The organism is Azospirillum formosense (assembly GCF_040500525.1).
GTDB classification, from domain to species: domain Bacteria; phylum Pseudomonadota; class Alphaproteobacteria; order Azospirillales; family Azospirillaceae; genus Azospirillum; species Azospirillum formosense_A.
The window spans coordinates 1,032,823-1,047,986 of the sequence record NZ_CP159402.1 but is presented as its reverse complement, the minus strand read 5'-3'; the positions used below and the strand labels follow the sequence as shown (position 1 = coordinate 1,047,986).

Annotated in this window: 11 protein-coding genes; 5 read left to right on the top strand and 6 right to left on the bottom strand. The window is 70.9% G+C overall.

The genetic code is table 11. The features are described from left to right. Positions 1-27: 27 nt before the first annotated feature. Together ABVN73_RS04960 and ABVN73_RS04955 are read left to right on the top strand one after the other, a co-directional pair. Positions 28-312: a hypothetical protein gene (locus ABVN73_RS04960; RefSeq protein WP_353859182.1), complete on the top strand. Its 285-nt coding sequence runs from the start codon at positions 28-30 to the stop codon at positions 310-312. Between the two features lie 119 nt (positions 313-431). Next, entirely contained in the window at positions 432-959 is a 528-nt protein-coding gene (locus tag ABVN73_RS04955; protein WP_353859181.1) for an isopentenyl transferase family protein, read from the top strand. A gap of 16 nt (positions 960-975) precedes the next feature. On the opposite strand, the gene ABVN73_RS04950 is transcribed toward ABVN73_RS04955, so the two are convergent. Together ABVN73_RS04950 and ABVN73_RS04945 are read right to left on the bottom strand one after the other, a co-directional pair. Next, positions 976-4,335, bottom strand: coding sequence for a PAS domain-containing protein (locus ABVN73_RS04950; RefSeq protein WP_353859180.1), 3,360 nt, complete (start codon positions 4,333-4,335; stop codon positions 976-978). 58 nt (positions 4,336-4,393) lie between these two features. Beyond that, on the bottom strand, positions 4,394-4,600 hold the full coding sequence (locus ABVN73_RS04945) for a hypothetical protein (RefSeq protein WP_353859179.1): 207 nt from the start codon (positions 4,598-4,600) through the stop codon (positions 4,394-4,396). 311 nt (positions 4,601-4,911) lie between these two features. Here ABVN73_RS04945 and ABVN73_RS04940 point away from each other — a divergent pair, with 311 nt between their 5' ends. Continuing rightward, positions 4,912-6,378 (top strand): FAD/NAD(P)-binding protein, encoded by a 1,467-nt coding sequence (locus tag ABVN73_RS04940; protein ID WP_353859178.1) that lies wholly within the window; start codon positions 4,912-4,914, stop codon positions 6,376-6,378. Between the two features lie 64 nt (positions 6,379-6,442). Here ABVN73_RS04940 and ABVN73_RS04935 read toward each other — a convergent pair whose 3' ends face one another. After that, a complete protein-coding gene (locus ABVN73_RS04935; RefSeq protein ID WP_353859177.1) occupies positions 6,443-6,934 on the bottom strand; it encodes a cupin domain-containing protein in 492 nt (163 codons plus the stop codon). 165 nt (positions 6,935-7,099) lie between these two features. Between ABVN73_RS04935 and ABVN73_RS04930 the strand changes: the two genes are divergently transcribed. Together ABVN73_RS04930 and ABVN73_RS04925 are read left to right on the top strand one after the other, a co-directional pair. After that, on the top strand, positions 7,100-7,747 hold the full coding sequence (locus tag ABVN73_RS04930) for a dienelactone hydrolase family protein (protein WP_353859176.1): 648 nt from the start codon (positions 7,100-7,102) through the stop codon (positions 7,745-7,747). A 76-nt stretch (positions 7,748-7,823) separates the two neighbouring features. Next, a complete protein-coding gene (locus tag ABVN73_RS04925) occupies positions 7,824-8,699 on the top strand; it encodes an alpha/beta hydrolase (protein ID WP_353859175.1) in 876 nt (291 codons plus the stop codon). Between the two features lie 22 nt (positions 8,700-8,721). Here the strand turns inward: ABVN73_RS04925 and ABVN73_RS04920 are convergent, their stop codons facing one another. The 3 genes from ABVN73_RS04920 to ABVN73_RS04910 all read right to left on the bottom strand — a co-directional run bounded on the left by ABVN73_RS04920 (position 8,722) and on the right by ABVN73_RS04910 (position 15,159). Continuing rightward, positions 8,722-10,407, bottom strand: a complete 1,686-nt coding sequence (locus ABVN73_RS04920; RefSeq protein ID WP_353859174.1) for a cache domain-containing protein — start codon at positions 10,405-10,407, stop codon at positions 8,722-8,724. 232 nt (positions 10,408-10,639) lie between these two features. Beyond that, positions 10,640-12,520 (bottom strand): response regulator, encoded by a 1,881-nt coding sequence (locus ABVN73_RS04915; protein ID WP_353859173.1) that lies wholly within the window; start codon positions 12,518-12,520, stop codon positions 10,640-10,642. 14 nt (positions 12,521-12,534) lie between these two features. Next, complete coding sequence (locus tag ABVN73_RS04910; protein ID WP_353859172.1) at positions 12,535-15,159, bottom strand: response regulator; 2,625 nt, start codon at positions 15,157-15,159, stop codon at positions 12,535-12,537. Positions 15,160-15,164: the final 5 nt, after the last annotated feature.

The window sequence follows — 15,164 nt, the reverse complement described above, 5'->3', positions numbered from 1 at the left end:
CCGCAACATCCTCCGAGGCGACGAACCATGGCCGCACCCCGACGCAGCACATCCCGACGCCGCCCCACCGAGGCGCAGGCGGCGTGGCTGCGCAACGGCCTGGACCAGCCCGGCGGCAAGCTGCCCCTGTTCGACACCGACGGCCAGCGCGTCAAGCGCCAGACCATCGAAAGCTGCCTGAAGTCCGGCTGGGCGGAGCGCTGGTTCCACAACCCGCTGAAGCCCGACTGGCTGGTCTGCCGCCTGACCGACGCCGGCCGCGCCGCCCTCGCCCCCCGCCCGGCTGCCAAGGAGCTCGCCCAGGCGGAGTGACCGCCGGACGACACCGACGGCGTACCGCATGGGTGGGGTGTCGCGGCGCGCCGAGGCCCGCTAGGATCGCCGCGCTTTTCGCGGCCCGACCGGGCTTTGTCTCGTAACGGTATCAATCCATGCAGCTTTCCGACCTCGGCCAACGCATTTGCATCCTCGGGCCGTCCAACAGCGGCAAATCCACCCTTGCCGAGGCGATCGCGCGGCGGAGCGGCTTTCCCGTCGTCCATCTCGACCGGCTGTACCACGCCCCCAACACGGATTGGCAACCCCGGCCGACCGAGGAATTCGTTGCCTTGCACGACGAAGCCATCGCGGGCGAGCGCTGGGTCATGGAGGGAAACTACTCGCGCTGCATCCCGCAGCGTTTCCGGCGGGCGACGGGCCTGATCTACCTGGATGTGCCCATGCCGCTCAGCCTGCTGCGCTACTTCCGCCGAACCCTGTTCGAGCGGGAGCGGCGCGGCGCGCTGGAGGGCCGCCGCGACAGCATCAAGTGGGAGATGATCCGGCACATCGCCGTCGCCACGCCGAGAAACCGCGCGAGGAACCTGCGCACTTTCGATCAGGCCGACCTGCCGAAGATCCGGATCGACTCCGCGCGGGACCTGAACGCGTGGTACCGGCGCTGGGGCCTCACGCGATAAGGCCGCGGCGCCCGTCTCACGACGGCACGACCTTCAGCTGCTGGTCCACCGCGACCGCCAGTTCGCGGGGGGTCACCGGCTTGTGGATCACCGTCAGCCCGTGGGCGGTGGCGTCCAGCAGGCAATCCGGCCCGGTCTCCCCGGTCAGGATCACCCCCGGAACTCCGGCGCCGTAGCGCTCGCGCACGCGCAGGATCACCTCGGTCCCGATCCGCCCCTCGCGCAGCCGGTAATCGGCGATCACGATGTCGGGAACACGCGTCTGGGCGGCCAGCCGCTCCATGGCCTGGTCGGCGCTCCCCGCCGCCAGCACGGCGTACCCCCATTCCGTCAGGATCAGCTGAAGCCCCATCAACACGATGGCGTCATCGTCCACCAGAACGGCGAGGCGGCCCTGCCCCATCCCCGGCGCCTCGTTTCCCGGCCCCGCGGCGGCGGGCACCACCGTTTCGCCCAGCGGCACCAGCACCCGGAAGGCCGACCCCCTGCCCACCGCCGAGCGCACCTCCACCGGATGGTCGAGCAGCCGCGACAGCCGCCGGACGATGGCAAGGCCGAGCCCGAGCCCCTGGTTGCGGTCCCGCTCCGGGTTGCCGACCTGATGGAACTCCTCGAAGATCCGCTCCAGATGATCGTCGGGAATGCCCATGCCGGTGTCCTGGACGATGATGGACAGGAACCGCCCGTCCGGCCGGCACTGCACCCGGACCAGCCCGCTCTCGGTGTAGCGGATGGCGTTCTCCACCAGATTGCGCAGCAGCCGGCCCAGCAGCGTGCGGTCGCTGCGCACCCGCCCGCCGGCGACCTCGACCTGCCAGCCGATGCCCTTGCCGGCGGCCACCGGCGCGTAGGCGGCGCGGATCGGGTCCAGCACCTCCGCCACGTCGAAGTCCTCGAGCACCGGCGTCACCACCCCGGCGTCGAGGCGCGACACGTCGAGCAGGCTGTCGAGAAGCCCCTTCAGCGCGTCCAGACCCTGCTCCAGATGGGTCAGGATCTTGGCGCCCCCGCCCGAGCCGACATGGGCCGACAGGGCGGCGGAGAAGAAGAACAGCGACTGGAGCGGCTGGCGCAGGTCGTGGCTGGCCGCCGCCAGGAACTTCGACTTGGCGAGGTTGGCGCGTTCCGCCTCGTCGCGGGCGGAGCGCAGCGCGGCCTCCATCGCCTTTCGCTCGGTGATGTCCTCGGCGACGGTGATTCGGTAGGCCGGCTCCGTGCCGGTGATCCGGGCGAGCGACGAGGTCACCCGCACCCACACCGCTCCGCCGTCCTTGCGGCGGTAGCGCTTTTCCAGGGCGTAGCTGGCCAGCTCACCGGACAGCAACCGCTCGATCAGCTGTTCCTCCGCCGGCAGATCCTCCGGATCGGTGATGTCGCGGAAGGTCCGCGTCAGCAGTTCCTCCCGCGGGTAGCCGACGATGTCGCAGATCTTGGCGTTGACGTCGAGGATACGGCCATCCAAGCCCACCCGCTCGATGCCCACAGCGGCCAGTTCGAAGACCGACCGGAACCGTTCGTCGCTCTGGCGGCGCGCCATCTCGGCCCGGCGCAAATCGGTGACCTCCATCACGACGGCGCCGACCGCCGCGACCTCCATATCCTCGTGGACGGGGAACAGGGCGGTCAGCCAATGGCGTGTCACGCCCGGCTCCCTGGGCGTCTCGCCCACGATCTCCCGGTAGGGGATCGGCTCGCCGGTGTCGAACACCCGGTCGATCATCGGATTGACGCTGGCGCCCACGACGGGAAGCAGGTCGGCCAGAGTGCGGCCCATGTGGGCCTCGGCCAGGATGCCGTTGCAATCGGCCAGCTGCTCGTTGATGCGGATGTAGCGGCGATCGCGGTCGAAGAAGGCGAAACCGACCGGCGCGTTCTGCAGCAGGCTGTTCAATTGCGCCAGCAACGCGCTCTTTTCCCGGTTGGCGGAGGTCAGCGCCGCTTCCCCCCATTTGCGGGCGGTGGTGTTCTGGAAGAAGACGGCCAGCCCGTCCGGCGACGGAAAGGCGCGCACGGCGAACCAGGCCTCGCAGGAGGCGCTGTATTCCTCGAACTCGACCGGCGTCTGATCCCGCATGGCGCGGCGGTAGTTCTCCCCGAACACGCTGGCGGACACCTCGGGAAAGACGTCCCAGAAATCCTGGCCGACCAGGTCGCGCCCCCCGGCGATCAGAGCCCGGGCGCGCTCGTTCATGAAGGTGATGCGCCAGTGGCGGTCCACCTCGAACACCCCGTCGGTGTTGCTGCCCAGAACGGCGGCCGTCTTATGGGCCAGCGCGCTGGCCTGCTCCCGCACCTGCTGCTGGCGGGCCAGTTCCTCGGCCATGCCGTCGAAGGCGCGGGCCAGCGTGCCGAGTTCGGACGACTGGTCGGCCACGCCGCTGCGCGCCGTCAGGTCGCCGCCCTTCCAGCGCTCCGCCGTCGCGACCAGGGCCGCCACCGGCCGCCGCAGGAACCGGCTGGCCCCCCACCAGACGGAGAGCAGCGTCAGAAGCAGCACCATGGCGATGCCGGTCATCGCCTGAACCATCGCGCCGCGGATCGGCCCCAGCGCCTCGCCCTTGTCCAGGCTGACCACGACCCCGATGCCGTCCATGCTCCGGCCGGTCGGCCGATAGGCGATGATCCATGGCCGCCCGTCCGCCCCGGTCACCTCGGCGACGCCGGGGGCATCGCGGGACAGCAGCGCGGTGATTGCCGGAGGCGGAACGTCGCCAGTCCGGTTCGACACAGACTGGTTCGGCCGGTCTTGATCAGGCTGGGACGGCACCTGGGCGACCACCCGGTCGTGGCGGTCCAGCAGCGTGATCCGCGCGTTGTCGGGCAGCGGCCGCTTGGACAGGAAATCGGCGATCCAGGAGACGTCGGTCATCGCCGTCACGACGCCGGCCGGCCGCCCCTCCGCGTCCTGGAAGGCCAGAGCGACGGGCATGGCGGAGTGTCCGTCGGTCCGCTGGAGAACATGCTCGCCCAGCGTCATCCGGCCGCTGTCCAGCGCGTCGCGGAAATATTCGCGGTCGGCGATGGAAATCCCCAGCGAGGCGCGATCGGTCGCGCAGCGCACCACCCCGTCCAGCCCGGCGATCACGATGCCGAGATGACCGGGATAGGACGCGCGCAGGTCGTCCATCAACGCCTGGCAGGCCGGCGAGCCGGGTGCCCGCGCCGGGTCGGCCTTGACCAGCGTGTTCAGCACCTGCCGCAGCCCGTCGATCATGCGGTGCTGCTCCGCCTCGAACAGCGCGGCGAGGTGCAGGGCATCCCGCCCCACCTCCGCCTCCCGCGCGGCGCGCAGGGAAAGTTCGTTCTTCACCTCGATGACGGCCGCCGGAATCATCGCCACGAGGACAAGAAGCAGCAGGCGGTGAAGAAGGCTCATACAGGACGGCTTTCGGAAAATGGCTCCGTGTGACCGTGCGCGATGGGCGACCGTCCCGTCAACGGGTACGCGTGGCCTTCCAGGCGCCGGAGCGTTCGGCGCCGGCGGCGATGCGGCGGTCGGCGATCTCCGCCTCGTCCACCTCGGCGATCCCGGCATGCTTCAGAGCGCGCAGAAGGACGCTGCGGACGGTCGTTCCCTCCTCCTCGGCGCGGCGGCGGACGGCGCGCTTGACGCTCTGCGGCACCATGGCGGCCAGTTGCACGTCGGGTTCACGGCGGTCCGACGGCCCCGGATTGGCATGGGACGGAATGGTTGTTGCGGGTCGGAAGGGGTGGTCGCGCATCGGTCCTGCCGTACATGGTTCGAAGGTGCGAAACCATCCCCGGTTATCGTTAATTTCTTGTTAACCATAAATCCCACGGCGGTGCCAGGGGTTTCTCCTACGCCGGAATAGCGGTTGACCTGTCCAATCCTGCACCGAAGAGTGGCCGGCTGGGCCATCCGGCGCGGGAAATACCCCTGGCACCGGATCACCGCCCCCCTTCGCACGGCCAGAGCAGAGGAGCGACGACGTTGTCAGCACGCCCTTCGAAACGCCGCATCGCCATCATCGGGGCCGGCTTCACCGGCAGCGTCCTCGCCGCGCATCTGTTGCGCTGCGCCGATGAGCCGACCAGCCTGCACCTGATCGAACGCACGCCCAGCCTCGGCGCCGGGCTCGCCTACTCCACGCCCAACGCCGCGCATCTGCTGAACGTGCGCGCCTACAACATGAGCGCCTATCCGGACGACCCTCGGCACTTCCTGCGCTGGCTGTGGGCCCAGGACGATGAGGCGCGAGGCGACGGGAGTGGAGCGGTTCCGCCCAGCGGCCACGCCTTCGTCTCCCGCGCCCGCTACGGCGCCTACATCCGGGACGTCCTGCGCGAGGCCGTGGCCGCCGCCCCGCCCCACGTCTCGCTCACCGTGTCGCAGGCGGAGGCGGTGGACGTCGCGTCGGACGCGCGGGGCACCCGGCTGCGGCTGGGCAACGGCACCAGCCTGTCGGTGGACACGGCGGTTCTCTGCGTCGGCAACTTCGCCCCCTCGCCGCCGCCCGTCCCGGCCCCCGAGGTCTACGCGTCCAGCCGCTATGTGGGCTCGCCCTGGGACTGGCCGGCGCTGGCCACCATCGCACCCGACGCGCCCGTGCTGATCCTCGGCACCGGGCTGACCATGGTGGACACCGTGCTGTCGCTGGAGGACCAGGGGCACCGCGGCCCCATCGTCGCTCTGTCGCGCCGCGGCCTGCTGCCACAGACACACGAGGAGACCCGGCCCTTCAAAAGCTTCATCCACCCGCAGGTGATGCCGCGCACCGTTCTGGACGTGATGATCGCCCTGAAGGCCGACGTCCGTCGCGCGCGGGAGACGGGGTTCGACTGGCGGTCGGCCTTCGACGCGCTGCGCCCCTACCATCACTTGATCTGGAGCCACCTGCCGATCGAGGAGCGGCGGCGCTTCCTGCGCCACGTCCGCCCCTATTGGGAGGTCCATCGCCACCGGATCGCGCCGGAGGTGGCCGGCCGCATCGCCGCGCTCTGCGCCAACGGGCGGCTGGCCATCCGCGCCGGCCGTCTGCAGACGCTGGCGCTCGCGCCGGACGGGGTGGAGGCGACCGTCCGCGCCCGCGGGGCGGAGGGAACCGTCTGGACCCGCAAGGTGGGGGCCATCGTCAACGCCACCGGCACCGAGTGCGACTTCGGCCGGATCGGCCATCCCCTGGTCAAGGCCCTGCTGACGCGCGGTCTGGCGCGGCCCGACCCGCTGCGGCTGGGGCTGGACGTCACGGAGGACGGCGCCCTGATCGGCGAGGACGGGCAGGCGTCGGACCGGCTGTTCGCGCTCGGCCCGGTCAGCCGCCCGCCCTTCTGGGAGATGACCGCGGTGCCCGAGCTGCGCAATCAATGCGCCCGGGCCGCGGGGCACATCGCCCGGCTGCGGCGGTCCGCCTACCCTCTGGCGGAGCCGGCCTTCCTCGGCGCGCGGGCGGTGCCCTGACGGATGGGGTCGGCGACCGAGCCCCGCTCCTCTCGCCGGCCCGCTCCCTCGCCAGCCCGCTCTCTCACCAGGGGGTGCCGTCGCGGTGCGTGAAGCGATCCGTCGCGCTGTCGTAGCGCAGATCCTCGTCCGGGTAATGCGCCTCGTCACCGGCGGTGCGGTCGCCGACCTCCAGATAGGTCGCCGGCTCGTCGGAGCGGTTGACGAGCTGGTGCCCGTCGGGCTTGCCGGCCGGGAAGCCGGCGCACATGCCGGGACGCAGGATCGTCTCGCTGGCGTCGGTGACCAGGGTCAGCTCGCCGTCCAGCACATAGACGAACTCGTCCTGGCGGGTGTGCCAGTGCCGCAGGGCCGAGGCGGCGCCCGGCTCCAGCCGGGTCAGGTTGACGCCGAAGCTGGTGATCCCCAGCGGATTGCCCAGCCGCTTGCGCAGGCGCCCGGCGACCGCCGCGCGGAACGGTTCCGGATAGTCGGTGGCGCCGAGCTTCGCCCCGACGGCGGCGGGGTCGAGGACCGGGACGGCGGGCGGCGCGTTGGGCGGGGCTTCGTCTGACAAAGGTGGGTCTCCCTTTACCGGGGAACGATAGCGATCTCTGGATTCGGTCCGGGATCGCCACTGATCGCCAGTGTAGGCCATCGGGCACGGACCGACCACCCGGCCTGTTAAGCCACCGGCCGGGCACCTCATCGGGGCAAGGCCCAACGAAAGGGGGAAAGGCGCATGGAGACGACGCTCTACATTCCACCGCTCGGCCTTGCGGGGCAATTCGGGACACCCGCCGCCGGTTTCGAGGCGGCGGTGGTCTTCGCCCACGGCACCTCCAGCGGGCGGACGAGCCCGCGCAACGTCCGCGTCGCCGCCCGCCTGCGCGAGGCGGGATTCGCCACGCTGTTGATGGACCTGCTGACCGAGGAGGAAAAGGCCGACCCGGCCAACCAGTTCGACGTCCACCGCCAGTCCGAGCGGCTGCTGCTGGCCGTCCGCCATCTGCGCGCGACCACCGCGGTGGAGCGCAAGCCCATCGGCTTCTTCGGCGCCGGGTCCGGGGCGGCGTCGGCGCTGATCGCGGCGGGGCGCGCCGCGGAGCATGACGGGATCGGCGCCGTGGTCTGCCGCGGCGGGCGCCCCGATCTAGCGGAGGAGTGGCTGAACGCCGTCGCCGCCCCCACCCTGCTGGTGGTCGGCGGCAAGGACGCTCCGGCGCTGGACCTCAACAACGACGCTTTCGCCCGGTTGCACTGCACCAAGGCGCTGGAGGTCGTGCCGGGGGCCGGACGCCTGTTCGAGGAGACGGGGAAACTGGATCAGGTGGCCGACTCCGCGCGGTCCTGGTTCGCCACCCATCTGCTCAAGGCTGCCAACGGCTGAGCGCGGGTCGACAGCGGGACCGATGCGGGCTACCTCTGGCTTCTTCCCGCACCGCAGCATCCGGATCGGACCGCCCATGCCCCAGCTCGAAATCCTCAGCCGCCGCCCCGCGGGTCCGGTGAAGCCCGTGCCCCTGCTGTTCGTCCATGGCGCCTTCTGCGCCGGCTGGATCTGGGACGAGCATTTCCTGCCTTGGTTCGCCGAGCAGGGATGGGAGGCGCACGCCGTCTCCCTGCGCGGCCATGGCGGGAGCGCGGGACGGGACCGGCTGAACAGCTTCGGCATCGCCGATTACGTGGAGGACGTGCTGACCGCCGTGGCCTCCTGCTCGGCGCCGCCGGTGCTGATCGGCCACTCCATGGGGGGCATGGTGGTTCAGCGGGCCATGACCCGGCGCCGCTTCCCGGGGGCGGTGCTGATGGCCTCCGCTCCGCCGCACGGCCTGCTGGAGTCCTCGTTGCGGCTGGCCTGGAGCGATCCCTACGTGTTCCAGCAGATGGGCATGCTGATGACCTTCTCCAACGGGATCGAAGCGGAGGCGGTGCGCCGCGCCATGTTCTCCGACCGCGTGCCGCTGGAACTGGCCAAGCGCTATGAGCCGCGGATGCAGGAGGAATCGCAGCGCGTGCTTCTCGACATCGGCGGCTGGATTCCCTTCCCGCTGCTGCCGGCCCGCGGCGTCCGCGTGGCCGTTCTGGGCGCGGAGGAGGACCGGCTGATCCCCAAGGATCAGGTCGAGGCCACCGCCCGCGCCTTCCGGACGGAGCCGGTCTTCTTCCCGGAGATGGGGCACAGCATGATGCTCGAACCCGGCTGGGAAGCGGTCGCCCGCCACGTCGCGGACTGGGTGGAGACGACCGTTCTGGAGAAGCCGGAGCGGGAAAAGCCGGCGCCGAAGGCGACGGTTCCAGCGGCGCCCCCGGATCTGGGGGTGCGCGCCGCCGCCGACTGACGGCCCGCCGGCGCCCCACCGTTCACTGCGTGCGCAGGGTGCCGAGGAATCCGCCGATCTCGCCGTTCAGGGTCTCCGACTGCTGGGCCAGTTGCCGGGATGCCTCCAGCACGGCGTAGGCCATCTTCCCGCATTGCCCGGCGGCGGCGGTCACGCCGGAGATGTCGCGCGCCACATCGCGGGTGACCTCGGCGGCCTGCTGCACGTTGCGGCTGATCGCCTGGGTCGCCGCCCCCTGCTCCTCCACCGCCGACGCGATGATGGTGGCGATGCCGTTCACCTGCTCGATCACCCGCGCCACCCCGCCGATCTCCGCCACCGCCTCGCCGGTCGCGGACTGGACGCCGGCGACCTGGGCGGCGATTTCCTCGGTCGCCTTGGCGGTCTGGCTGGCGAGGCTCTTCACCTCGCCGGCGACCACCGCGAAACCCTTGCCGGCCTCGCCGGCGCGCGCCGCCTCGATGGTGGCGTTGAGCGCCAGCAGATTGGTCTGCGCCGCGATGTCGTTGATCAGGCTGACCACGGTGCCGATCCGCCCGACCGCCTCGGCCAGCCCGGTCACCTTGCCGGTGGCGCGCTCCGACGCGGTGGCGGCCTCGCGCGCGATCCGCGAGGCGTCGGCGACCCGGCGGCTGATCTCCCCCACCGAGCCCGACAGTTGCTCCGTCGCGACCGCGACCGTCTGCACGTTGGCCGAGGTCTGCTCCGTCGCCGACGCCACCGCCCCGGCCAGCCGGTCGGTCTGCCCGGCGGCGCGGGTCATCTCCTGGGCCTCGCGCTCCATCGCCTCGGTTTCGTGCGACACCGACTTCATCACCTCGCCGACGCTCCGCTCGAACCGTTCAGCGAGACCGGCGAGGGTGCGGCGCTTGTCCTCCTCCGAGCGGCGCAGCGCCGCGGCCTGATCGGCCTCCAGGCGCTTCTTCTCCGCGGCGTTGCCCAGGAACACGCGGGCGGCGCCGGCCATGGCGCCGATCTCGTCGCGGCGGTTCGCCTCGGGAAAGGAGACCGAGAGATCGCCGTCCGCCAGCGCGTGCATGCGGGCGCTGAGGCTGCGGATCGTGGCGCTGAGCCGCACGCCGACCAGCGCGATCAGGGCGACCGCCGGCACCGCCAGAAGACCGGCTACCACCAGAACGGTCCACAGCGTGCCCAGGAAGGCACCGCGGATGTCGTCGATGAAGACGCCCGTCCCGATGTAGATGCCCCAGGGCTGGAAGACCTTGATGTAGGACAGCTTGGCGGCGGTCTCGTCGCTGTTCGGGGCGACGTTCCAGTAATAGCCGTAGGTGCCTTCCCCCGAGGCCTTGGCGATCCGGGCCATGTCCATCAGGATCGGCGCGCCCTTGGTGTCCTTCACGCCGGACACGTTCTGCCCCATCAGCTTCGGGCTGGGGTGGGCGAAGCCGAAGCCGTCCAGCGTGATCGCGAACAGATACTCCTGCCCGCCGTAGCGCATGCCGAGAAGCGACCGCTTGAAACGGGCCTGCGCCTCCTCCCGCGTGATCTGCCCGGCGGCGGCCTCCGCCTCGTAGGCGGCGGCCATGCTGTGGGCGGCCTCCACCATGAAGCGCAGGGACTGGACGCGGTCCGCATGCATGCGCTGGTAATTCAGCCAGAGGCCGGCCCCGACGACGGCCGCCGACGCGACGCTCGCCAAAGCCACCAGTCCCCAGAGCTTCGAGCGGATGGACACATTATCGAACATGACAACCCTTCCGACAAATCCGCGCCGACGGGCGGTGGCGCGCGGGCCGTTTCTTTGCCGGAATGCTATCGAAGCAATCGTGACTCATTTATTAATAGTTTTACTCAATTCACCGCAAAGAAAGTCCAACAACATCAGAGCAACCGTTGAGATTGTTTTGGTATCCCAGCCGAAAAATTGATAACCCACAGGAGACAGAAAAGAATGCCGCAGCCAGCTTTGGTTGCTCCTCTCAGGCGCCGGGGGCCGATTTTTGCGTCAGGACGAGAAAGACCTTTTCCTCGAGCTGCTCCGGGGTGAAGGGCTTGGCGATGTAGGCGCTGACATTGTGGGCCAGCGCCCGCTCCACCGCCTTCAGCGTGGCGAGCGCCGTCACCATCAGGAAGGGCAGATCGCGCCGCACCTCGCGGACGCGGCGCAGCACGTCCAGGCCGCTGGCCTTCGGCATCATCCAGTCGCAGACGATCAGGTCGTATGCCCCGTCCCCGGCCAGCCGGAGCAGCGCCTCCTGCCCGTCCGCCGCCGTGTCGATGTGGCCGATGCCGAGGTCGCGCAGCACCGATTCGACGAAGTGACGCGGCCCGTCCTCGTCGTCGACGACCAGGACGCGGATGGCGCCGAGGTCGATGAAGGGCACCCCGATCACCCCCAGGGCCCCACGCATCCAGGAGGCGCGGGCCGAGCGCTCCTTGCCGCCCGTGGCGCCCAGCAGGAAGGAGCGCACGAAGCGCGGCCGGTGCACCTGCCGGTACAGCGCCTTGGCGACCGCCGCCCGGCTCTTGCCGCGGCAGAAGGCGCCGTCGCCGGCCAGCCGCACCATCTCCAGCACCATGTCGGGGTTCGGCTCGTCCTTGCCCTGGAGGGGGCTCAGCAGGCGCTGGGTGCGGATGAAGGCGTTCTGGATCTCGTCGATCTGCCCGGCCATGTGCTCGCGGGCGTCCTCGGCGAAGGCGCTGTCGAGCACGAGCTTCTGCACCTCGGCCAGCCCCTTCAGCTTCTCGGTCTTCTCCTTCCAGCAGTCGAGCAGGCGCCCGGCGAAATCCCGCCCGTCGAAGAACTGCGTCAGGTAGCCGTTCACCGCCCGCTCGGCGCTCGGCGACAGGGGCATCCTCTGCAGGACGAACAGGATGCGGAGCTTCTGCATCAGCGTCCGGCCCTTGGTGATCTCGGGCAGCGTGTCCTCGTTGACGAGCAGAGCGCTGCGCCGCTGGAGCGCCGCCTCCGTCCGGGCGCCGCCGAAATAGCCCTCTCCCGTGCGCAGCCGCTGCGACACCTGGCTCAGCGCCATGATCTCCCGCTGCACCGCCTCCACCCCGAACAGGTCGCCGGCGCTGGTGATGGTGAAGCGGTCGGGCTTCGACAATTCGCGGCGCAGCGCGAAGATCAGGCTGTCGCTCAGCACCGGCATGGCCGTGCGGCGCACCAGCGTCTCCAGCCCCCGGAAGACCGGCGGCGCCTCGTCGGACAGCGGCTTGTCGCCGGCGATCAGCGACACGATCATGTCCACCCGGTCCACGAAGGGCGCGTCCATCGAGCAGGAGGCGGTGCCGGTGTCGCTGCGCAGGATCTCGCCGAGCAGCCGGTCGAGCGGCGCCAGCGCGTCGGCGTCCTCCAGACCGTCCGCCAGTTCCAGCAGGAGCCGCGCCTTCTCGGCGAAGCTGCGGCCCTGGTACAGATGCGTGGTCAGCGCCGCGTCGACCATGAAGCGCCCGGTGAAGGCGTCGCGGGCGGCGATCAGCCGTTCCGCCGTCGCGGCGTAGCTGGCCGGCGTCAGGTCCGGCGGCTGGGCGTCCTTCAGCCGCTCGCGGGTCACGCGGGCGACCTCGTTGACCAGGGCGGTCAGCGCGCCCTTGCGGTCCATCGCCCGTTCCGCCTGCTGCAGGATGGCGACGAAGGTCGGGATGTTGGACAGGCTCTGCTGGTGGCGGGGGGAGTGCAGAAGCTCGGTCGGGGTCAGCGCGTTCTCGTCGAAATAGCGCTGGCAATGCCGGCCGATGCTGTCGCGGCCCTGCGGGGTGTAGAAGTCCTCCGGGGTCCGGCAGACCGCTGTGTCGATTCCGCCGTCGGCGTCGGTTTCCCGGCCGCCGTCCGTGTTGCGCTGGTCCGAAGCCATTCCCGACTCCCGTCTCATTCGGCCAGCAGCTCACGCACCGCCTCGATCAGGCGGTCCGGAGCCACTGGCTTCATGACGATCCGGCGGCCCGGCTGTGCCGTCATGTCCGCCGCCGTCTCATGGGACGCGTAGCCCGTCAGGAAGAGGATGCGCAGGTCGGGGTTGCGCTCCGCCAAGGCGCGGCTCAGCTCAAGGCCGTTCATGCGCGGCATGGACATGTCGGACACCACGGCGTCGAACAGCCCGCCGCATTCGTCCCAGCGCTCCAGCGCGTCCAGCCCGTCCACCGCCTCCGTCACCGTGCAGCCGGCCTCCTCCAGCGCCAGCCGGACATAGGTGCGCACGGAATCCTCGTCGTCCACCAGCAGGATGGCGGCCCCCTCGTCCTCGCCCAGCCCCAGCCCGCCCGCCAGCGAAACGGCCGGAACGGGGGCGGGAACGGCGGGCAGATGGATGGAGAAGACGCTGCCGCGCCCGTCCGGCCCGGCCTCCATCTCGGCGGCGCCGCCGGCCTGCCGGGCGGTGCCGTAGACCATCCACAGGCCGAGGCCGGTGCCCTTGCCCGGCTCCTTGGTGGTGAAAAAGGGTTCCCAGATGCGGTCGCGCACCGCCTCCGGCACGCCGCAGCCCTCGTCGATGACCCGGATCACGGCGTAGCGCCCGTGCGCCAGCGCGCCGTGCCGCCCGAAGAAGGCCCCGTCCGGCAGCACGCTGTCCAGCGCGATGGTCAGCCGTCCGCCGTCCGGCATGGCGTCGCGCGCGTTGAGGGCGAGGTTGAGGATGGCTTGGTTCAGCATCACCGGGTTGGCGACGGCGTGGGCGTCCCCATCCCCGATGCGGATGTCCAGATCGATGCCGGCGCTCATCAGCGGCTTCAGGAAGACCTTCAGGTCGCGCACCAGCGGCGCCAGCGCCACCACCTCCCTCTCGTCCGAGGGGCGTCGGCGCGAGAAGTCGAGAAGCTGGGCGGTCAGCGCGGCGGCCCGGTCGGACGCCTTGGCGATCTCCCGCACGCAGGTGGTGACGCGCCCCGGATCGTCCGGCGCCCGTTCGGCCAGCCGGGCGAATCCGCCGATGGCGGTCAGCATGTTGTTGAATTCGTGGGCGATGCCGCCGGCCATGCGGCCCACCGCCTCCATCTTCTGCGACTTCTGCAGCTCCGCCTCGGCGCGGCGGCGCTCGGTCACGTCGTTCAGCACCAGCAGAACCGCCGGCTCCCGCTGGTAGACCGCGGGAAAGGCGCCGATCTCCACATGACGCTGCTCGCCCGACGGGCGGGCGATCGCGCATTCGACCCTCTGCTGGTCGCCCTCCGCGCCCAGCCCCAGCCGCGCCGTCACCGTATCCGCCTCGACGATGAAGCGGTTGAGGTCAACCCCCTCCAGCCCGCCGCTGCCGTCGACCCCCAGGATGGACGCCGCCGCGGCGTTGCCGAAGCGGATGGCCCGGCGGTCCCAGATGACGATGCCGTAGGGCGCCAGCTCGACCAGCTGGCGGTAGCGCTTCTCGCTCTCGCTGAGCGCGCTGACGGTGGCCTCCAGCCGCTCCGTCTGGCCGGCGAGCTGCTCCTCCCGCCGCTTCAGCTCGGTGATGTCCATCAGGATCTTGACGATGCCGCCGGAACCGGTGGCGTGCTCGCTGATGCGGTACCAGCGTCCGTCGGACAGGCGGCCGTCCACCGGATCGGTGTGCAGCAGGTGGCGCTTCATCCGCTCGGCGATCCAGTCGGCCATCTCGCGGTCGTCGCCCTCGTAGCCCCCGCGTTCGGCGCCGGCGCGCAGGATGTCCTCGAAGGCGGTGCCGGGCACCAGCACGTCGGCCAGATTCGGGTAGGCGCTGCGGTAGCGCTCGTTGCAGAAGATCAGCCGGTCGTCCGGGCTGAACAGCACGAAGCCCTCAGAGATGCTGGACAGCGCGTCGTGCACCACCGACTGCATGAAGCGCGCCTCGACCAGGGCCAGCGTCTCGGCGGTCGTCTCGATGCCGGTGCCGCGGTAGCCGGCGAACCGCCCGTCCGCGTCGGTGAAGGGCTGGGCGCTGATGCGGAAGACGCGGGTGTCGCCCGCCCCGTCGCGCAGCGTGACCTCCAGGTCGCGGAAGGCCCGCCCGGCCTCGATGTCGGCCAGATGGTCCAGCCAGGTGTCGGTGTCCTCGACCAGCGCGCCGAGGTCGAGCAGCGAATCGCCGAACACCGGCGCCGGATCGCCGCCGAGGATCTCCGGCAGCCGTTCGGACACGTAGGTGTAACGGTGGTCGGGGGCACTCTCCCAGAACCAGTCGGACGCGGCCTCGGCGAAATCGCGGAAGCGCTGGCGGCTGGCGGCCAGTTCCTCGTTGGCGGCCCGCAGCAGGCGGGCGGAGCGGTCCAACGCCGCCGCCGCGGCGCGGGCGCGGCGCACCGACAGCACGGCCAGCGCCGCCATCGCCAGCGTCATCACGCCGAGCGGCAGCATCAGCCGGTCGCGCCCCTCCTCCGGCATCATCACGGCCAGCAGGCCGGCGGCGCCGAGCATGAGGAACAGCAGGTCGGTCAGCCCGCCCGGCCCACGGCGCGGCGCGGCTTCCCCGGCCAGCCGGCCGGCACGCACGTCAAGGTCGGTGTCGGTGGGGGGCAGCCCGCCCCGGCCGGAAAGATCCACGGAGC